The organism is Chryseobacterium culicis (genome assembly GCF_900108365.1).
GTDB lineage: Bacteria > Bacteroidota > Bacteroidia > Flavobacteriales > Weeksellaceae > Chryseobacterium > Chryseobacterium culicis.
In genome coordinates this window covers 874480-893560 of record NZ_FNWQ01000002.1, presented here as the reverse complement: position 1 = coordinate 893560, position 19081 = coordinate 874480, and the positions used below count along the sequence as shown (strand labels likewise).

The window sequence follows — 19081 nt, the reverse complement described above, 5'->3', positions numbered from 1 at the left end:
TATAACAGGTCAGTTACATTAAAATTAGATGAATACATTTAACTTTTTTTTAAAAGTGATAAAAAATAAAAATTATTAACTTGCCGGACGATCGGTTTTTATGAAAAAGATACTCTCTATTTTCTTTCTCTATTTTTATGTTCAGTTCTATTCTCAAAACTATACTCCTGCCAAGCTTGATAGTATCACAACGATCTGTAAAAACAAAGGAGAGTATGACAAAGTATTTCAATACAATATAGCAGCGCTTCAATATTATAAAGAGCATGATAATCCTGAAGGAGAGGCTTTAGCCAACATTAATATTGCCAATGCCCTTTCTACATTTGATGAGCATCAGAAAAGTCTCCGCTATCTGGATGAAGCCGCAAAACAGCTCAAATTGATCAATAACAACGGACTGAATGCAAGATTATGTAATGAAATTGCAAGAAACTATGCCTTTTTGGGACTTTACAACCAGGCTAATATTCAGCTGAATAAATCTATAGATTATCTCAAGCATGCCCCTGATACAAAAGAGAACAGAAATTCTTTGTTTTTTGTCTATATCTGGAAGTGGTCCAATTTTGAAGATTTAAAACTGCCTGATTCCATTAATGCTATGCGCAAAAAAGGAGTAAGGGATTTTCCCGATGAACCTAAGATTTATGTACGCATAGCAGAGCAGTTCTTATCCAAAAAACAACATCTTGATTCTGTAGAATATTATCTGAATAAAGCATCTGTACTGGCCGTAAAAAATAACAGCTCGCTCCACGCTTTCGGAGCCATTGCAACAAGACGTGGAAACCTTTATACTCTGAAAAAAGAGTATACAAAGGCACTGGAGTATTACCAGGAATCTTTACCTATCTATCTGAAAATAAACCGGGGTGCAGATATTATCAATACCTATAAAAAGATTTATGAAACTTATCTGGCTTTACACGATATTCCGAAGGCCAATGAATATCTGACAAAATATACTGAACTCAATGACAGCATTCAGTCAGGAGAAAGAAAAGCAGTGGCTTCTGTTGTGAATAATTTTGCGATTGAGCAGGAAAAGGAGAAGAATCATCTTTATCTTATTATCGCTGTCATTACAGGGGTTGCATCAGCATCTCTTGCCGGAGTGTTTATAATCCGGAAAAGAAATAAAAGAAGAGATCAGCTGCTTGAAGAACAGAAGAAAATCATCACTGAAAAAATACGGGAAACAGATCAGCTGAAAAAGAAAGTAGATACTTCCCTTAATGATCTCGGTAAAATGGCCACAGACAATAGCCCTTTTTTCATAAGCAGGTTTAAAGAAGTGTATCCGGAATTCTATGAAAAACTGACTTCACAATATCCAGAACTTACCAGCCATGATCTAAAATTTATCGCTTATGTAAGGCTTAATATGACCAATAAAGAAATCGGACAATGTACTAATGTAACCGTAAGAGCGGTAGAAACCAAGAAATACAGACTCAAAAAGAAACTCAATCTACCTTCTGATTTAGATTTGGGAACCTGGGTTTCAGAATTGTAATAAATAGAAAATGGAGCAGTCTCAAAAGTCAAATAATTTGACTTTTACGACTGCTCCATTTTAGGATAATCTATTATAGTTTTTCAGATTTTTCTATATAGGATAAGATTTTATATGCAATATCAATCCTTTCAGCATTAGGATAATTTTTATTGGCAAGAATTACAATACCTATCTTTTTTGAAGGAACATACATTACATACGCTCCAAAACCATTGGTCGCTCCGGTCTTATTAATCAATACATCAAGTTTCGGTTTCTGATGCGGAAGAATTTCCTTCACAGAATTAGGTTTGAAAGCCATATCCGCGGAATTCCCCTTTTGAAGCTGTTCCAGTGTAACCGGATAATTATATTGTTCCCAAATCAGGTCCTGAGTCATTTCTGTGGTATTAAAATATCCGGTATGCGTATTCATTATGGCTGCGGATAATTTACTGTCAATGTTTCCAATTCCCATATTGGCGTCTATAAAAGTAATCATATCCTGTGTGCATGATTTCACTCCATAAGCTTCATCAGCCAGAACTCCCGGGTTTACACGGATCGGCTCATCATTTTTACTGTAACCGAATGCGTATTGACTCATATTTTCAGCAGGTACTTCATAAAAAGTATTATTCAAACCCATTTTAGTGAAAACATTTTGGGTCATTGCTTTGGTGAAAGGCTGTTTGAATGTTTTTCCGGCAATAACACCCAGAAGACCAATGCTCGGATTGGTGTACATTCTTTGGGTACCTGCAGGGTAATCTGGTTTCCATGCATTATAGTAATTAATGAGCTGCTCATTATTAGTAATTTCATCAGGTAACTGCAATGTAAATCCACCGGCTGTATGCGTTCCGAGATGGTAAAGCTTTATCTGGTCAAAAGCTGGGTTTTTAATTTCGGGCATATATTTGCTTACAGGATCAGATAAGTTAAGTGTCCCATTCACTTGTGATAAACTGGCTAAAGTAGCCGTGAACGTCTTGCTTACGGAACCCAGTTCGAATAAAGTTGTATTGGTAACTTCTATTTTGTCTGCTTTTGAAGCCAGTCCGTAATTGAAAAAAGTATGTTTCCCATTTACTGTTATGGCAATGCTTACCCCAGGAATATCATTCTTTTCCATTACGGGCTGTACCAGGGCATCCAAATAATTGTCAAAATCTGAGCTCTCATTTTTCTTTGGATTATTACAGCTTGATAAAAAAGATAAAAACAATAAAGCAACTGATATGTTTTTTAAACTTCGCATAATTTTAAGATTTTATAATTGAATTTTTTACTATAATGTACAAATAGAAATTTCCGGAAAATTCTTGAGCGAAAGTAAAATAAATTTACAGAATAATCTCTACTACAATTGCACTACAATACATTTGTTCGTTGAAAACCAGTGTTTTGTAATTCTGTTGACGAGTGTTTGAAATTACAGGAAATTGGTGTGAATAATTATCTGAAAGTATTTTATTGTTCAAAAGAAGTGTGATGAATAGATGTATAAAAAGAGGCTTCGGCTGAACCAAAGGTTCAGCCGAAGCCTCTTTTTATTTCAAATGATCATTAAAAATGAATCTTATCCTTCTGCGAAAAAAGCATTCGAACTTCCAATCCAGATGGCATCTTTTTTATTAAAATCTACATTTACCATGGCGGCTTTGGTCATTCTTCCAAGGTTTTCCAAAAGGATAGGGCGCTCATCATTTTCTCTCCAGATATACAGTAAACGGATCTCTGCTTTTGAGAACTCGCCATTGATGTCTTCAAAGACAGGTTCATACATTACCTTTCTCTGCAGAATATAATTTTCCTTGTCCTGAATGGCATCGGTTATTTCTTTTGTTGGATTCAGATTAACGCCACTTCCCGCGAATGAAAATAGTGGCTTTAACACAAAATCTTCGAGGTTTTCGTGCTCAGGAAATTCATGCAGAAAATAACTCTTCGGAACGAACTGATGCTTCAGTAAAGGCAAAAGAAACTTGGATATTTTAAAAAACCAGTTGGGATGGGTGATCCATTTGACATCAGCCTCTTCACGGAAGTTAAACTCTGTCACAAGATCAGGAATATTATCAAGCTCATCAAATATGACACGGTTATAGATTCTTTTAATTTCTATCCGTTTTCCATTGTTTTCATAATAGAGTTTCCTGCCTTCCTTTTTTACTTTGGTAAGACAAACTGTTTTTATCCCCAATAATTTCTCTGTTAAAGCAAAATCAATGGCAGTTTTTTGTTTTTCCGGGAATATTTCAAGCAGAATTACATTTTCCGGATGTTCATCGCCTAAGATTAACTCTTTCAAATAATTTTTAAAAGTTTCCTGAGGCAGTGGATTTTTGATTTCAGAAAGAAATGGATAGACCTCACAGAATGTTTCTTCATATACTTTCTGGAAAGCATAGAGAGAAGGGAAGGCCTGAAGCTCTATCAGCTGAGGTTCTATTTCTCCGTTTTCACTTTTGCAGACTCCAAAATCAATGGTGAAAAAATGGGGCTGATCTGTATCATTGGGAACCCTGCAGTTATCGGGGATCGCTTTTTGCAATAAGTCTGACGGCATTGTCTTAATCTGGCTGATGATGCTTTCGCTGGCGTCTATTAATTTTGCCTCAAAGTCTTTGGTCAGAAAAATAGGACTTTCGGAAATTCTGAAAGTAGGGGCTATGCCTCCTTTTTGCAGCAAAATATCCTTTAACTGACTGTACTTTTCATCCGAAAACTCATCATTAAATTGCTTTCTGTATTTTGGAATCATTATTTTTTTTCTTTTGTGATGTTAAAAAAATCGAGCATTTCTGCCCGATTGTTATTGTCTGGAAGCTGGAAGAGGGAAGTTTTGAGGCCTGAAAATATGTACTGTCCACAAATAAAAGGATCGTTAGTATTCCTAACCAATAATAACCTCCGGCATTCTTCCTCCAGCTTCCGGCTTTTTTAAGCCAAAGATTCAGCTTCTTTCAAAATGTTTTTTTTTGCAAACTGAAGGAATCTCGGAAGGATTTGATTTCTGGTCAGGATAATTTTGTCTTCATCATCTATTCTGTCCATCGTTTCAAGATATTTCTCCATTCCGAAGTTTTCAATCATGGCTTCCCTGTTTTTTTCATCTTTCAGATTTTCGATCAGAGATTCAGGATTGGCTTCAGGGTGAAACTGGGTTCCGAATATTTCTTCCGAAAAGCGTACTGCCATTACTGCTCTTTCAAGATTGATATGGGGACGGAATTTTTCTATTGCCATAACGGTCATTCCAAGTTCCTCAAAACGTTTATGATTCGGCTCTATAAACTGATACGCTCTGGAATCTACTGCATAAAAAGGATCCTGAAGATTTTTAAATAAAAATTCCTCTTTACCTTCATCCGTTTTGTGAACAGGCATTACTCCGAAAGAGTAAGACTTTCTTTTGCAGATATTTCCCAGATTCCAGTGAATGCTTGCCAGCTGGAAAGAATGACAGATCAGGAAAAGGTATTTTTTATCTTCATTGTAGGTATTATGTTCCAGAACAGCGTCTAGAAAATGGGCAAATCTGTCTTCCCAGTCATGACCTTCACGATGTGGATTTCCCGGTCCGCCGGAAGAAATAAAAATATCAAAATCTCCAATCTCAGGCATTTCATCTTTAAATCTCACATCAAATGTCTTGATGACCACATTTTCTTCAGAGTGCTGCTGAAATGCTTCGGAAATCTCTTTAATGTTTCTGAAGCCTTGATTCACATGATTGTTGTTCATGTCCAGCAGCGCAATTCGAATATCTTTCATTACATCATATTTTTTGCAAAGTTACCAAAAATATTTAGGAAGCAGGTTCACCATGAGTGATGCCATATTCTGTTTCAGAGATCATATAATCAACTACTTTCGTCAGATCACCGGTTTCTTTGAAGATCTGAAGCTGTCGGTCTGCTCCGGTTCCGTTTTCCAGGATTTTCCATGCATATTCTACTTCGTGACGGCATCCTAAGTCATCTACGACATCATCAATAAACTCTAAAAGTTCTTTTAATAAATGAGGATACGGTACGGATTCCTCTTTTCCAAAATCAATAAGATGAGCTTCTATACCGCTTTTGGAAGCGCGCCACTTATTTTCATTCAAAAGAAGTCTTCTGTAGCTTCTGAAGCTCAGGTTCTGCTGATGAAGCTTATAAATTTTAGCAACGAGGCTCTGCATGATGGCTGCCAGGCATACCGTTTCATCTATTCTCAGAGGCATATCGCAGATCCTGAATTCAATCGTAGGATAGAATGGGTGTACACGAAGATCCCACCAGATTTTCTTAGCATTGTCGATAGTTCCTGTTTTTACCAGAAGATCTACATAGCTGTCAAATTCTGCCAGTGAGTTAAAATAACTCGGAATACCGGTCCTTGGGAATTTGACAAAGATTTCCTGTCTGTATGATTTAAAGCCTGTATATCTACCGATCCAGAATGGTGAATTGGTAGAAAGCGCATACACGTGAGGAAGAAAATAGCGCATTACATTTTGAATTCTCACGCCCTCTTCACGGTTGGGAATTCCAATGTGAACATGCAGTCCGAAAATAAGGTTTTCGCGGGCAACATCTCCCATATCATCTACGATCTTAATATATCTTTCTCCCTGAGTGATATTATTGTCCGACCAATGCGAGAATGGGTGAGTACCGCCTCCTGAAACACGTAGCCCCTGCTCGTGGGCGGTATTGATAAGGTGACGTCTTAAATTCGTTAATTCTGCTCTTGCTTCCTGAATATTCTGGCAGATTCCGGTTTCCATTTCAATCATGGATTCGTGCATTTCGTGCTTTAAGTTTTCGCTCAGAACAGCTTTGCCGCCTTCAATGATTTTTGAAACGTGAGAAACAAGATCTCTGCTTTCAACATCAATGATCTGATATTCCTCTTCAATTCCAATAGTAAACTGATGATGCATTTTTTATTGTGTTTTTTTATTTTTTTTCAATGTTATTTAATGGAATCCTTCACAAAGGTTCCCCAGGCAATATTCGGTTTCCCCGGAACGTATTCTTTAGCTTTTTCTACAGCCAGTTTGGCTGCATGCTCTATAATCCATGCAAAGTTTTCTTCTCCCACAGAATTTCTGTCAGCATCCGGAGCCGGATTACAGAAGTCGATGGCATAAGGAATACCGTCTCTCACAGCAAACTCTACAGTATTGAAATCATACCCCAAAGCTTCATTCATTGTAATGGTATAGTCATGAATGGTTTTCAGCAATTTTTCAAGCTCTTTTCCTTGTGTCTGATGAGTGGTGGCATATCTTAAATGAGGGGCGTTTCTCGGTTCATAAGGCATAATGTGGACATATTTTCTGCCCAGGCAGTACACTCTGTAATAGTCGTCAAAAACAATTTCTTCCTGTACCATCATGACCAGCTGTTCCGTTTCACCCAGCTTATTCCAGAGATCATCCGGATTTTCCACCCTGTAAACACTCTTCCAGCCGCCACCGTCGTGAGGCTTCATGTATGCCGGAAATCCTACATAATTGAAGATATATTCCCAGTCATGCGGAAATTTGAGGTTTCTGAATGAAGTTTCTGAAGTATTGTCCGGTCTTTCATGTGATGGCAGCAAAACGGTCTTAGGAAGAGGAATTCCCAGTTTAGACATCAGGGCATTGTTGAAAAACTTTTCGTCTGCGCTCCACCAAAATGGATTGTTGATCACATAGGTGCCGTTAAGTGCTGCATTTTTCAGATAAGCTCTGTAAAAGGGAACGTCCTGCGAAATTCTGTCGATGATCACTGCATAGCCATAATCTGCTCCCTGTTCAAGTTTGTCAATAGTAACGGGTTCAGCCACGATTTCTCCACCTCCAAGCTCGTTCACTTTGTCAATAAATGCCCAGGGAAATGTATCTTCCATACCGAAAAGAATTCCTACTTTTTTTGTCATAATTTTTGTTTTTAAGATGGATATATTTTTTTCTATTTGTTTTTTGTTGTGCTAAGAGAAGAAAGCTCCTATAAAGGTCGGGAAGACCATTCTCCATAAAGGCCAGTCGTGGCCTATCCATTTTCTTTCGTCGTACCAGAAGTCTATGCCTTTCAGTCTTAAGATTTCCGCCATTTCTACGTTTTTTTCTCTGCAGATGTCCTGATCAGAAGTGCTCAGTACAATATGCATATGTTTGTATTTCCAGGCTTCATCATTTCTTACAAATTCTCTGGGACAGTTGAAATACACCAGATCATCAGAATAGCCGTCTATGAAATTTCTGATACTGAAAGCTCCGGAGAGGCAAAAAAGATGAGAAACCACATCCGGAAACCGGAATGCAAAATTAGCGGCATGATATCCGCCAAAACTGGCTCCTGCAACTGCTACTCGATGAGTCTTGTGAAGCTTCTGGATATAAGGCACAAATTCTTTAATGAGAAACTGTACATACCGTTCGTAGTTTCTTATTCTTTGCTGGGGAGAAATTTTATCATCGTAAAAACTCCAGCTGTCGATGGTCTGTATGTTATAAAGCTTTACTTTTCCCTGTTCTACGAACCAATTGATGCTTCCATTGAGATGAAAATCATGGTTTTGGGTGTATTGTCCCTGGGAAGTAGGGAACATGATGACAGGATGGCCATAATGCCCGGTCACTTCTACCTTGAGACTTGTTCCCAATATATTTGAATAATAATCTGTATGTTCTATATGAGGCATTTCTTTGTGTTTAATTGTATTAATTTGATAAGTTCAATTCCTCCGAGCTGATCTTTTCTTCAATATCCGGTTGATTGGCATCGCATGGGTCAATGAACTGATAATTATCCTATTCTCGTGTTTTTTTTGAATTAAGGCTTTTTAAATTACGTTTCGGAAAGGATTCTCCACTCAATTACCTAGTATGAATTTGCTAGTATTTTGTATATCAATAGCATACTGCCTGATTCAGGAGCTGAGCTTGGTACTTTTGGGAGGTAAGATATTCAGCATATCCGCATGAATCAGCTCTGCCGCGGAATCCAGTCTTTCTTCTATAACGGAGGCTTTATCAGACTTATAAACAATCCCGACGTGGTATTCTATAGGAAGGAATTTGACAGCTTCTTCACACTCAAAATTACTATAGTCAGGTTCTTTATCTTTGATCAATGCTACAATTAGTCCGGAATAGTAGCTTGAGGGGGTTGAAACATCATAATCAGTGCCTCTCAGAAGCGCATCTTCAATCTTCGCCCATTCTCTCCATATATTGATGCCGCTTGAAGCTTCCACAAGATCCGGAATATGTGCTCCGCCAACTCTTGAAGAGGTCTCAAGGAAATACCATTTGCCATCTTCTTTCCCACGGATAAACTCTGTGTGAGTAGCCCCATTTATAAGTCCGAAGTCAGAAAGTACGCGGGCGTTAATTTCTTCTAATGCTTTAAACTCTTCAGAATATCTGCCCAGCGTTTTGGATCTGAATACTCCGCCTTCATGGGAAACCTGCATAGGAGGAGCAAGATATTTAGAGGCTGAAGTGAATACAATTTTTTTATTAAAAGTTAGGCTGTCTACATGATAAACATCTCCGGGCTTAAAACTTTCCAGTAAAAAGAGATGACGTTCTTCTCCCAATGCTTCTAACGCTTCATAAAGCTGTTCCCTGGAAGTTATTTTTTTGATTCCTGATGCGGATGCTTCTGATCGCGGTTTCAATACCCATGGTGCCGGAACGCGGTCTGTGAATTCGTTCACTTCATCATCATTGAATACCGCGGTAAATTCAGGAACGCTGATCCCGGAATCTTTTGCTTTTTGGCGCATGGCCAGCTTATCTCTGAAATACCGGTGGGTAGTCTGGCCCATCCCCGGAATACGGAATGTTTCTCTGATTAATGCGGCTTTTTCTACGTCATAATCATCCAAAGCTACTACCGCATCTACTTTTCTGGTTTTCATCAGGTGGGAAAATCCCTGGATAAGATGCTCCAGGTTCCACACAGACGGCTTCAGTTCAGGCATATAAAACGTTTCATCAATAGCATGCCAGGGCCAATTTTTTTCTTTGAGGTTTTCTGATGTGACGAGGATGACTGTATGGCCGAGCTTCTTCATTTCGTCCATAAAATCGTAGCCTTTGTAATAGCACGAAATACACACAATAGTTTTCTTCTCCATATAATGTTTTTTAAGATGTAGTGAATTTTCAAAAATAAAAGCATTTATTTATTATTTTATTAATAGTAAATAATGGAATATTGTGCGGTTTTGAAAATCCACTAATCAAGTATACAGAGTTTTTTTGTAAAAAACTAATTTTTAGTGATAATTTTCAATTAAATTCACGAGGAGCTGAACTCCATAACCGGTTGCTGCTTTTTCTCTGGCATAGCCTACATTCCCAAAAGCAACGCCCGCGATATCCAAATGTGCCCATTTAGGGTGGTTTTCAGTGAACTGCTCTAAAAATTTTGCAGCAATAATACAGTCTCCGATTGGTTTTAAGGAGATATTTTTCATGTCTGCCACATCTGACTGAATATCGTCTTTCCATACCTCCCATAATGGAAGATTCCAAAGTCTCTGATTGGTTAGATCTCCTGTTTTGATGAGATTATTTTTCAATTCCTCATTATTGGAGAACATGGCCGCGCAGGTATCTCCAAACATTCTTACCGAGCTTCCGGTTAAAGTAGCCAGATCAATCAGGAAATCTGTTTTGTAGTTTTTGGAAAGATAAGACAGTCCGTCTGCAAGAATTAACCGGCCTTCTGCGTCCGTATCAAGCACTTCGATGGTTTTTCCGTTGTAAGCCGTAATTACATCGCTCGGAAGAAGGGCTTTCTCGGAAACAGCATTGTCCGTAATAGGAAGCACAGCAATGATGTTTACCGGAAGCTGCATTTCTGCGGCATAAATTAATGTTCCTATAACCGCTGTAGCACCTCCCATATCAGATTTCATATAATGAAGATTGGCAGAACTTTTTATTGATATCCCTCCGGTATCAAACAAGATACATTTGCCTACCAGCCCGAAGGTTTTGGCATTTTTAACCGTTGTTTTATATTCTACAATGGTAAAAGCGGCATCGTAAGCACTTCCCTGATTAACGGACAGATAGGCTCCCAATCCCAGTTCTTCACATTTCTTCCTGTTGAAGACCGTGTATTTTAGATCATATTTTTTAGACAGATTTTTAAGATATGCACTTAAGATTTCCGGTTTTTTCATATTGGCAGGTTTGTTCAGCCATTCCTGGCAGGCCGTCTGTCCGTTAATCAAAGCTTCTGTTTTATGGCTGATATGATCTAATTTTTTCTGGCTTAAATTTTCAAAATGCAGTTCAAATTTCGGATTCCAGAATACATGTTTTTTATCAAAAGGATAATTATAGGTACCTGCCAGCAAGCCTTTAATCAATTCTTCGAATTGCTGTTCATTCATGAAATCGGCCAGTGCCAGCGTGGGGACTGCCTGGAGCTTTTCTTTCTGGGATTGTGAGAATTTGGCAGCCACCTGCTGGATTTCAAAATTCTGCAGGCCAGATTTTCCTAACCCAATGAAATAAGTAATTCCTTCTTCATGGGCATTCACAAAAACCTCATATTTTTTTCCCGTGAAAAAAGTGGCTATATTTTTATTGAAATTTTTACCGGTTTTAGCCCATTCTTCTTCGGTGAATAGATGGAAAACCTGAGTGTAATTTTTGTTTTTTTTATTGATCAGTTTCATAAGTAGATGTTGTATTTCTCTTGTGTCCTGCATTGCTTTCTGAGAATTTCTTAAGCAATTTTCAGGCTTATTCTTTGATGCTCTGCTGTTGTGGTTTTACTTCTACAGGATTTTCCGTATTGTCATAGAACAGCCATTCTATCGCCCTCGGAAACTCCTGCGACCAGTAAAATTCATTGTGTGTGCCCTCTGGATTTATATTGGTTTTAAACTCAAAATCAAAAAGCTTTTTCTCTTCCCATCTTTTCAGGTACTCTTCAAAAATGTGAATTCTTTTGACCATCTTGGATCCTTCCTGGCTGCCGCCGTACAGATAAATTTTAGTTTTAAAAGGAACTCTGAAGCTCATCATAGGAAAGTTGTTATTCGGTTCTACCCAAAGAGAAGGAGAAAAGATCAGGAGTTTAGAATATACTTCAGGATAAAGAAACCCACTGTATATGCTGATGAGTGCTCCTAATGAACTGCCTCCGATTCCGGTATTGTCGCGGTCTTTTTTGGTTCTGTAATTTTCGTCCACATAAGGTTTCAGAGTATCTGCAATGAAGCGGATGTATTTTTTTCCTTCCGAGCCGTTGGCTACATGATCATTATCAAAAATATATTCTTTGATTCTTTCTTCGCTTCCATGCTCTATGGCGATGATAATAAGGTCTCCGCGGCCGTATTCTGCAAGGATAGAAAGCTTTTTGTCGATTTCCCAATTCCCGAATCCACTGCCTTCACTGAACAGGTTTTGCGCATCCTGAAGATATAGAACCGGATACCGCTTATCAGTGGTATGATAGTCATAAGGCAGCAGGGCCCATACCTTACGGTGGCGGTCAAGCTGCGGGATATAAAAATTTTCAGAAATAACCTCTGCTATTGGATAATATTCTTCTTTGAACGGACCCCAGTTTAATCTCCACTTTTTTACAGTATCAGAAGTTTTGCTGTCAGACTTTTGTACTTTTCGGTTGGGTGTAATATTTCCATATTGGTCCAGCTCAACATTTTCCCAGCCTCCTTTGGTGAATTTGTAATCAATTTCATCGGCAAGAATCTGGTCATCAATTTCTATAAAATAATGGGAGGAATCGGTCTGTTTGAGCTGAAAGTTATAATCTTTGGGATTCCAGCTGTTGAAATTTCCGGTGATAAATACCGGTCTGTCGTCTTTTTCTTCTGTATAAAGTTCAAACCTCATCGTATGTGTTTAATAAAATAGTGATGATAAATTTATAAAAAAGATTGTTTTGAAATCATAAAAATGTGAGGTAAAAAATGATATATTTGATAGAAAGACAAAACACGAATTGATATTGATAATTATTTGATGATTTTTTAATGGCTATTGTCAGTATTTTTCGTAGTTTCAGGAAAATTATAAATATAAACTGATCTTGATGAATTCTGTTAAAACCTACACGCTTTTCACCGATCATGATGTGTATCTTTTCAAAGAAGGTAGACATTATAAGCTGTACGGTAAATTTGGAGCACATTCTGCGGAGAAAGACGGCGTGAAAGGAGTATATTTTTCAGTATGGGCACCTAATGCAAAGAAAGTTTCCGTGATCGGAAATTTTAATAACTGGAATCATAAAGATCATATTCTGTTTCCCAGATGGGACGAATCCGGGATTTGGGAAGGGTTTATTGAAGGACTAACCTGGGGTACATTATATAAATATGCTATTGAAACTCCTGCGGGAGAAATTCTGGAAAAAAGTGATCCGTATGCATTGAGCTGGGAACAAAATATTCAGGCAGCCTCGCTGGTATCTACCACATGGTATGAATGGGATGATAAGGAGTGGATGGACAGCCGATGGCAAAAAAATACGCTGAATGCTCCTCTGTCAGTCTATGAGCTTCATCTCGGATCCTGGGTGAGAGAGGCTGATCAGCCTCAGCGTTTTCTGAATTACAGGGATATCGCCAAAAAACTGATCCCTTATATCAGAGAGATGGGATTTACCCATGTAGAATTTATGCCCGTAATGGAATATCCTTATGAGCCAAGCTGGGGATATCAGATCACAGGGTTTTATGCGGCCACCTCCCGTTTCGGCTCACCACAGGATCTGATGTTTCTTATTGATGAACTGCATAAAAATGAAATAGGTGTTATTCTGGATTGGGTTCCGTCTCATTTTCCGGGCGATGCTAACGGTCTTCACCGCTTTGACGGTTCTTACCTCTATGAGCATGAAGATCCGAGAAAAGGCTTTCATCCGGATTGGAAGTCATATATTTTCAATTATGGAAGAAATGAAGTCAAATCATTTCTCATCTCCAATGCAATGTTCTGGCTGGACCGTTACCATGCAGACGGATTGCGGGTAGATGCAGTTACCTCAATGCTTCATCTCGATTATTCAAGAAATGAAGGCGAGTGGGAGCCTAATATATATGGAACTAACGTAAACCTTGAGGCGAAAACCTTTCTGCAGGAATTTAATACTGCCGTTTACAAAGAATTTGGAGATAATATCATCACCATAGCAGAAGAAAGCTCAGATTTTCCTATGCTTACCAAACCCGTACATGATGGCGGCGTAGGTTTTGGTATGAAATGGATGATGGGCTGGATGCATGACACTTTAGATTATTTTAAAGAAGATTTTGACAACCGTAAATTCCATCATCATAAGCTGACCTTCGCTTCTATGTATATGTATAATGAAAATTATATGATGCCTTTGTCACATGATGAAGTCGTACACGGAAAGGCAAGCCTTATCTATAAAATGAAAGGGGACGAATGGCAGAAGTTTGCCAATCTGCGCGCCCTGTACGTATATATGTATACCCACCCCGGAGCCAAGCTTCTTTTCATGGGTGATGAATTTGGACAGACCAGTGAATGGAATTTTACCAGAAGTCTCGACTGGCATTTACTCAAATATCCTGTTCATAAAGGAATGCAGGAGATGGTAAAAGATCTGAATCATCTGTACACATCAGAAACTGCATTTTATGAAAATCAGTTTGATAGGCATGGTTTTGAATGGGTAGAAGCTGATGATCTGGAAAACTCGGTCTACATCTACCTGAGAAAAGGTAAAAGAAAAGAAGATGTATTGATGGTTGTTTTAAATCTGGCGCCCAAAGTATTGGATTATAAAATTGGAATTCCTGCCGGAACACACTGGGAGACTGTTTTAAATTCAGATGATGAAAAATACAGCGGAAGCGGAGCAGCGCCTGAAATCCTGGAGGAAAAATACGAAGAATGGAGGAGCTATCCGAAAACAATGACGATCAAGTTACCGCCATTGGCAGGAATTATTTTAAGACAGAAGAAAGATAAAAAGTATAAATTACATAGAATTAAACACAAGAGATAAAGAATGGTTATTTATCATTTAAGTACAGAATGTTATCCTGTAGCAAAAGTAGGCGGTCTGGCAGATGTAGTGGGAGCACTCCCGAAATATCAGAACAAAATAAAAGGGATAGATGCCAAGGTAGTGATGCCCTGGTACAATAAAGCCTTTGTTTATGATCATGAATTTGAACTGGTTTTTGACGGGTTTATTCATCAGGCGCATAATATGCTGCAGGTTCAGGTGTTGAAAGAAAAAACAAACGTTTTGGGTTTTGAGCTGTATATGGTGAAAATTCCCGGATTATTAGACCGGGATAATCCTTACGGATATCAGGATGAAAATTTCCAGTTCATCGCTTTTCAGCATGGTGTGCTGCATTGGCTTTCTGCTATGAAAATACGTCCGGATGTTCTTCACTGCCACGATTATCATACCGGGCTGGTTCCTTTTATGATAGAAAATTGTTATGAATTTGAATTCTTAAAAGGCGTAAAAACAATAGGAACCATTCATAATGGAGAATATCAGGGGATGATGAGCTGGAATATGGCACAATATATGCCTTCATTTGATCCATACAAATGGGGATTGATGGATTGGAACGGATTCATGAATCCGCTGGCAAGTATGATTAAATGTGCCAATGCTTTTACAACCGTTTCTGAAGGCTATCTTGAAGAACTTTTCATAAGCTTCCGCGGACTGGAAAGTCTGGTTCGTCAGGAATTCGGAAAGGCCTATGGAATTATCAACGGTATTGACACCGAAGTATGGAACCCTGAGACTGATCCGATGCTGGATTTTAATTTTAACATCCAAAATGCAGTCGCTCAAAAAAAGAAAAATAAAGAAAAGCTCTGTAAAGAATATGGATTGAGGCCAGAACTGCCTCTGTTTGCCTTTATCGGAAGATTCGCTACGGAAAAAGGAGCAGATTTCCTGCCGGATGTGGTTTGGAGAAGCATTAAACAAAGCTACGGAGCTTTAAATATTATGATTCTCGGCTCAGGAAATACCTATATTGAAAATAAACTGAAAGAATACGACTATACCTATACCAATTTTGCATTGGATCTGGGATATAAAGAACATCTTTCCCATAAAATATATGCCTCGGCAGATTTTCTTCTGATGCCTTCCAGAGTAGAACCCTGCGGATTGAATCAGATGTACTCCATGAGATACGGAACTGTTCCGGTGGTAAGATATACCGGAGGTCTCAGAGATACTGTAGAAGATATCTCAACCGGTGGAGCAGGACTGAATTTCACGTATCCGGGCGTGGATGATATAGTACATGCAATGAATAGGGCGATGGCCATTTATAATCAAAAAGGGATGATGGAAGAACTTATCCATGCCAACATGAATTTTGATTTTGCCTGGGAGAAATCTGCAGAAAAATACATAGCTTTATATAATAGCTAAATATGAGAAAGCTTTTTTCCTTTCTGTTGCTAATAATTATATTCTCTTCCTGTAAAAAAGAAGATGATGGACTCCGTAATGGTTATTTCTGGCTATACGGGGCTGGTCTTAAAGATCGATATGGAGAAGAAGCGGCCAATGGTATTTCTGAAAAATGGAAAATAAAAACAGTAGATGCCGGCGGATGTATTATTGATGACGAACTGGAAAAAAAGATAAACAGGGCAAATAAAAAAACACTGGCCGCTATCACCAGGAAATATGGTAAAGGCTGGGAAGCAAAATATCATCAGGATATAGAAGATTTTGCGATGAAAAGCGCAGAGGTAATGGATGTGCTGATTGTAAATAAAATGTTCAGAAATAAATTGAGAGACCACAATATTCCTGTTGATGATGTGGACAAACAGGTTAAACAGCTTAATGATAAGGGAGAATATGAAGTGGTAATAGTCAATTCAAATCTGAAATATGAAAATAAAGAATGCTTTAAAGTAGCAGTAAACACTAAGAACCGAACAGTAAACTTAATAAATTTAAAAAAAGCGCAAAATATTTATGAATCGAAATGTAATCTCCATTGTTTTAGGAGGAGGCAGAGGGACAAGGCTATTCCCGTTAACGTATTCCAGATCAAAACCGGCTGTGCCTATCGCAGGAAAATACAGACTGGTGGATATTCCTATTTCAAACTGTCTGAATTCAGGACTTAATAAAATTCTGGTTTTAACACAGTTTAATTCCGCTTCGCTCAATTCACATATCAAGAATTCCTATCACTTTGATATCTTCAGCAAGGGATTTGTAGATATTCTGGCTGCTGAGCAGAATGTAGAAAATGACAGCTGGTACCAAGGTACTGCAGATGCGGTACGTCAAACCATGAAGCATCTTGAAAAATATGATTATGACTATATCCTGATTCTTTCCGGAGACCAGTTGTATCAGATGGATTTCAGAGAAATGCTGGATTTTCATATAGAAAACGGAGGAGATCTTACCATTGCCACTATTCCCGTGAATGCAAAAGACGCTACAGGTTTTGGAATATTAAAATCAGACGATGAGGGAAATATCACCTCGTTCTACGAAAAGCCTGATTATGATATGCTGGAAGGAATGAAATCTGAGGTTTCACATGAAAACAAACATGCCGGAAAAGAATTCCTGGCTTCCATGGGAATCTATATTTTCACCAAGAATATCCTTAAAAAGATGTTTGAAGAAGGAGCTGGTGATGATTTCGGAAAAGATATCATCCCAAGTTCTATTGGGAAATATAAAACATTAAGCTATCAGTACGAAGGCTACTGGACAGATATCGGTACCATAGAATCTTTCTACGAAGCCAATCTGGACCTTTGCCTTGACCTGCCGCAGTTTAACCTATTTTCCTCTTCGCCTATCTACACCAGAGCAAGGATGCTTCCTCCATCAAAAATCAACGGTTCCTACGTGAGTAAAGCTGTTTTTGGGGATGGATGTATCATCATGGCAGATAAAATTGAAAATTCAGTAATCGGAAACAGAACAAGAATTGATAAGGGAAGCACCATCGTGAATTCCTATGTGATGGGAGCAGATTTCTACCAGAATACAACAGAAATTGTTATTAATGACAGAGGCGGCCGTCCTAATATGGGAATCGGAAAATACTGTTATATAGAAAAAGCGATTCTTGATAAGAACTGCTATATCGGTGATAACGTGAAGATCATTGGAGGGAAACATATTCCGGATGGTGATTACGGAACTTATTCTGTGCAGGATGGCATTGTGGTGATTAAAAAAGGCGCCGTCATTGCTCCGGGAACACATATCGGGTAAAAGAAGGGGGAGGCGGATGCTGGATGCTGCAAGCTATTAAAGCCGGGATATAACCAGTAATCTTATTTTATATCAAATTTAGTTTATTTGATCAGCTTAAGAATTTTCAATCAAAGGTCTGCTAACGATTTCGGTCAGATAGTAACCTTCGGCATCCCTCCTCCAGCTTCCAACCTGTAACCAGGTTAATTATTGTTAAACATACAATCAGAGTGATCAGCATATTGTTCACTCTTTTTATTTATACTATTTTTGTGCGATGCGTATTTTTAAGATATTAACTTTTATCGTTATATTGTTGGGAGGAGCTTATGCTGCTTCCATGTACTATTTTGTGGACGAAAGTAAAAATTTCACCATTGAAAAAGAGATTGATTATCCCGTAGATAAAGTTTTTGCCCAGTTTAATAACCTGCAGAACTTCACAAGATGGAATAACTTTTTTACAAGCTCACAATCAATAGATATCGACTATTATACGCCTTACGAAGGGCAGGGAAGTGCGATCAGCTATGTAGATCCTAAAAATGATACCGACGGAGAAATGTTCATCAGATATGAGAACCCTAACAAAACCCTGAAATATCAGCTTTTTGAGGACGAAAATGAAAATCCCACACTGGTTGACGTTAAATTTAAACCTGTTTCTGCTGAAAAAACAAAAATTATCTGGTACGTTCATACCCCAAAATTGTCTGTATGGAAACGGGTAGGGAATTTCTGGACGGAGGACCGTTTTGCTGAAAATATCAACAAAAGTATGGTGAATCTTAAAAACTCTTTAGGAAATAAAGTTGAAAAAGATAACCAGATGGCAGCCATCAAATACGACAGTCTGATGGTGGAAAATGAAGAAGATAAGCTCCTGTTGGGAATCAATGTGAGCACTTCCAACAAAAAAGATGCGCTGTACAAAAATATCGTGATGAATTATAATAAAGTCTATAATTTCGTGACGATGGATCTTGGAAAAAGAGATGATGAATTCGGATATCCGATCCTGATCACGGACGCGGATAATTACAAAGACAAAGAGGTTTCTTATTTCCTCGGAATTCCGCTTTCTAAGAAAATAGGAGTATCTGACAATAATTTCAATTTTAGGTCCGTAAATCCCTCTCAAAATTACGTAATGTACTACAAAGGGAACTATGAGGGACGAATTCGGGCGATTCAGCAGCTGATCCAGAAAGCCAAAAAAGACGAGATGCGCTTCGGAGATATCAGACAGACCTTTATTGAGCGTCCGATGGAAGGTCAGGAGGTGAATGTTAAGCTCTCATTATCAGTATATAAGTAATTTTTTTTTAATTATTTTTTT

14 protein-coding genes and 1 pseudogene are annotated in these 19081 nt (G+C 38.3%); 6 read left to right on the top strand and 9 right to left on the bottom strand.

Annotated elements, in window-relative coordinates; translation table 11 throughout:
• Positions 1-100 precede the first annotated feature (100 nt).
• On the top strand, positions 101-1519 hold the full coding sequence (locus tag BLW74_RS10385) for a tetratricopeptide repeat protein (protein WP_089692336.1): 1419 nt from the start codon (positions 101-103) through the stop codon (positions 1517-1519).
• A 73-nt stretch (positions 1520-1592) separates the two neighbouring features.
• On the opposite strand, the gene ampC is transcribed toward BLW74_RS10385, so the two are convergent.
• The 9 genes from ampC to BLW74_RS10340 form a co-directional block, all read right to left on the bottom strand.
• Positions 1593-2762: a class C beta-lactamase gene (gene ampC, locus BLW74_RS10380; protein WP_089692335.1), complete on the bottom strand. Its 1170-nt coding sequence runs from the start codon at positions 2760-2762 to the stop codon at positions 1593-1595.
• Between the two features lie 321 nt (positions 2763-3083).
• Positions 3084-4268, bottom strand: coding sequence for a hypothetical protein (locus BLW74_RS10375; RefSeq protein ID WP_089692334.1), 1185 nt, complete (start codon positions 4266-4268; stop codon positions 3084-3086).
• Positions 4269-4447: 179 nt separating this feature from the next.
• Entirely contained in the window at positions 4448-5281 is an 834-nt protein-coding gene (locus BLW74_RS10370; protein WP_089692333.1) for a type 1 glutamine amidotransferase, read from the bottom strand.
• A gap of 34 nt (positions 5282-5315) precedes the next feature.
• Positions 5316-6437, bottom strand: a complete 1122-nt coding sequence (locus tag BLW74_RS10365) for a carboxylate-amine ligase (RefSeq protein WP_089692332.1) — start codon at positions 6435-6437, stop codon at positions 5316-5318.
• A 32-nt stretch (positions 6438-6469) separates the two neighbouring features.
• Complete coding sequence (locus BLW74_RS10360; protein WP_089692331.1) at positions 6470-7423, bottom strand: ATP-grasp domain-containing protein; 954 nt, start codon at positions 7421-7423, stop codon at positions 6470-6472.
• Positions 7424-7474: 51 nt separating this feature from the next.
• Positions 7475-8188 carry an alpha/beta hydrolase-fold protein gene (locus BLW74_RS10355; protein ID WP_089692330.1) on the bottom strand — a complete coding sequence of 238 codons (714 nt, stop codon included), beginning with the start codon at positions 8186-8188 and terminating at the stop codon, positions 7475-7477.
• 228 nt (positions 8189-8416) lie between these two features.
• Positions 8417-9631: an ATP-grasp domain-containing protein gene (locus BLW74_RS10350; protein WP_089692329.1), complete on the bottom strand. Its 1215-nt coding sequence runs from the start codon at positions 9629-9631 to the stop codon at positions 8417-8419.
• A gap of 141 nt (positions 9632-9772) precedes the next feature.
• Positions 9773-11188, bottom strand: coding sequence for a M17 family metallopeptidase (locus tag BLW74_RS10345; RefSeq protein WP_089692613.1), 1416 nt, complete (start codon positions 11186-11188; stop codon positions 9773-9775).
• A gap of 67 nt (positions 11189-11255) precedes the next feature.
• A complete protein-coding gene (locus BLW74_RS10340; RefSeq protein ID WP_089692328.1) occupies positions 11256-12377 on the bottom strand; it encodes an alpha/beta hydrolase in 1122 nt (373 codons plus the stop codon).
• Positions 12378-12576: 199 nt separating this feature from the next.
• Between BLW74_RS10340 and glgB the strand changes: the two genes are divergently transcribed.
• From glgB to BLW74_RS10320, 5 genes and pseudogenes are all read left to right on the top strand, one after another.
• Positions 12577-14523 carry a 1,4-alpha-glucan branching protein GlgB gene (gene glgB / locus BLW74_RS10335; RefSeq protein ID WP_185116349.1) on the top strand — a complete coding sequence of 649 codons (1947 nt, stop codon included), beginning with the start codon at positions 12577-12579 and terminating at the stop codon, positions 14521-14523.
• A gap of 3 nt (positions 14524-14526) precedes the next feature.
• Positions 14527-15933: a glycogen synthase gene (locus tag BLW74_RS10330; protein ID WP_089692326.1), complete on the top strand. Its 1407-nt coding sequence runs from the start codon at positions 14527-14529 to the stop codon at positions 15931-15933.
• A gap of 2 nt (positions 15934-15935) precedes the next feature.
• Positions 15936-16226 (top strand): annotated as a pseudogene (locus tag BLW74_RS22895) (FEKKY domain-containing protein); the annotation flags it as partial.
• A gap of 265 nt (positions 16227-16491) precedes the next feature.
• Positions 16492-17760, top strand: coding sequence for a glucose-1-phosphate adenylyltransferase (locus tag BLW74_RS10325; protein WP_089692325.1), 1269 nt, complete (start codon positions 16492-16494; stop codon positions 17758-17760).
• Between the two features lie 259 nt (positions 17761-18019).
• Positions 18020-19060, top strand: a complete 1041-nt coding sequence (locus BLW74_RS10320) for an SRPBCC domain-containing protein (RefSeq protein ID WP_089692324.1) — start codon at positions 18020-18022, stop codon at positions 19058-19060.
• Positions 19061-19081 lie beyond the last annotated feature (21 nt).

Coding starts and splice junctions, on each gene's coding strand:
- BLW74_RS10385 (WP_089692336.1), top strand. CDS start 101: ATGAAAAAGATACTCTCTATTTTCTTTCTCTATTTTTATGTTCAGTTC.
- BLW74_RS10355 (WP_089692330.1), bottom strand. CDS start 8,188: ATGCCTCATATAGAACATACAGATTATTATTCAAATATATTGGGAACA.
- BLW74_RS10350 (WP_089692329.1), bottom strand. CDS start 9,631: ATGGAGAAGAAAACTATTGTGTGTATTTCGTGCTATTACAAAGGCTAC.
- BLW74_RS10340 (WP_089692328.1), bottom strand. CDS start 12,377: ATGAGGTTTGAACTTTATACAGAAGAAAAAGACGACAGACCGGTATTT.
- ampC (WP_089692335.1), bottom strand. CDS start 2,762: ATGCGAAGTTTAAAAAACATATCAGTTGCTTTATTGTTTTTATCTTTT.
- BLW74_RS10320 (WP_089692324.1), top strand. CDS start 18,020: ATGCGTATTTTTAAGATATTAACTTTTATCGTTATATTGTTGGGAGGA.
- BLW74_RS10330 (WP_089692326.1), top strand. CDS start 14,527: ATGGTTATTTATCATTTAAGTACAGAATGTTATCCTGTAGCAAAAGTA.
- BLW74_RS10345 (WP_089692613.1), bottom strand. CDS start 11,188: ATGAAACTGATCAATAAAAAAAACAAAAATTACACTCAGGTTTTCCAT.
- glgB (WP_185116349.1), top strand. CDS start 12,577: ATGAATTCTGTTAAAACCTACACGCTTTTCACCGATCATGATGTGTAT.
- BLW74_RS10325 (WP_089692325.1), top strand. CDS start 16,492: ATGAATCGAAATGTAATCTCCATTGTTTTAGGAGGAGGCAGAGGGACA.
- BLW74_RS10375 (WP_089692334.1), bottom strand. CDS start 4,268: ATGATTCCAAAATACAGAAAGCAATTTAATGATGAGTTTTCGGATGAA.
- BLW74_RS10360 (WP_089692331.1), bottom strand. CDS start 7,423: ATGACAAAAAAAGTAGGAATTCTTTTCGGTATGGAAGATACATTTCCC.
- BLW74_RS10365 (WP_089692332.1), bottom strand. CDS start 6,437: ATGCATCATCAGTTTACTATTGGAATTGAAGAGGAATATCAGATCATT.
- BLW74_RS10370 (WP_089692333.1), bottom strand. CDS start 5,281: ATGAAAGATATTCGAATTGCGCTGCTGGACATGAACAACAATCATGTG.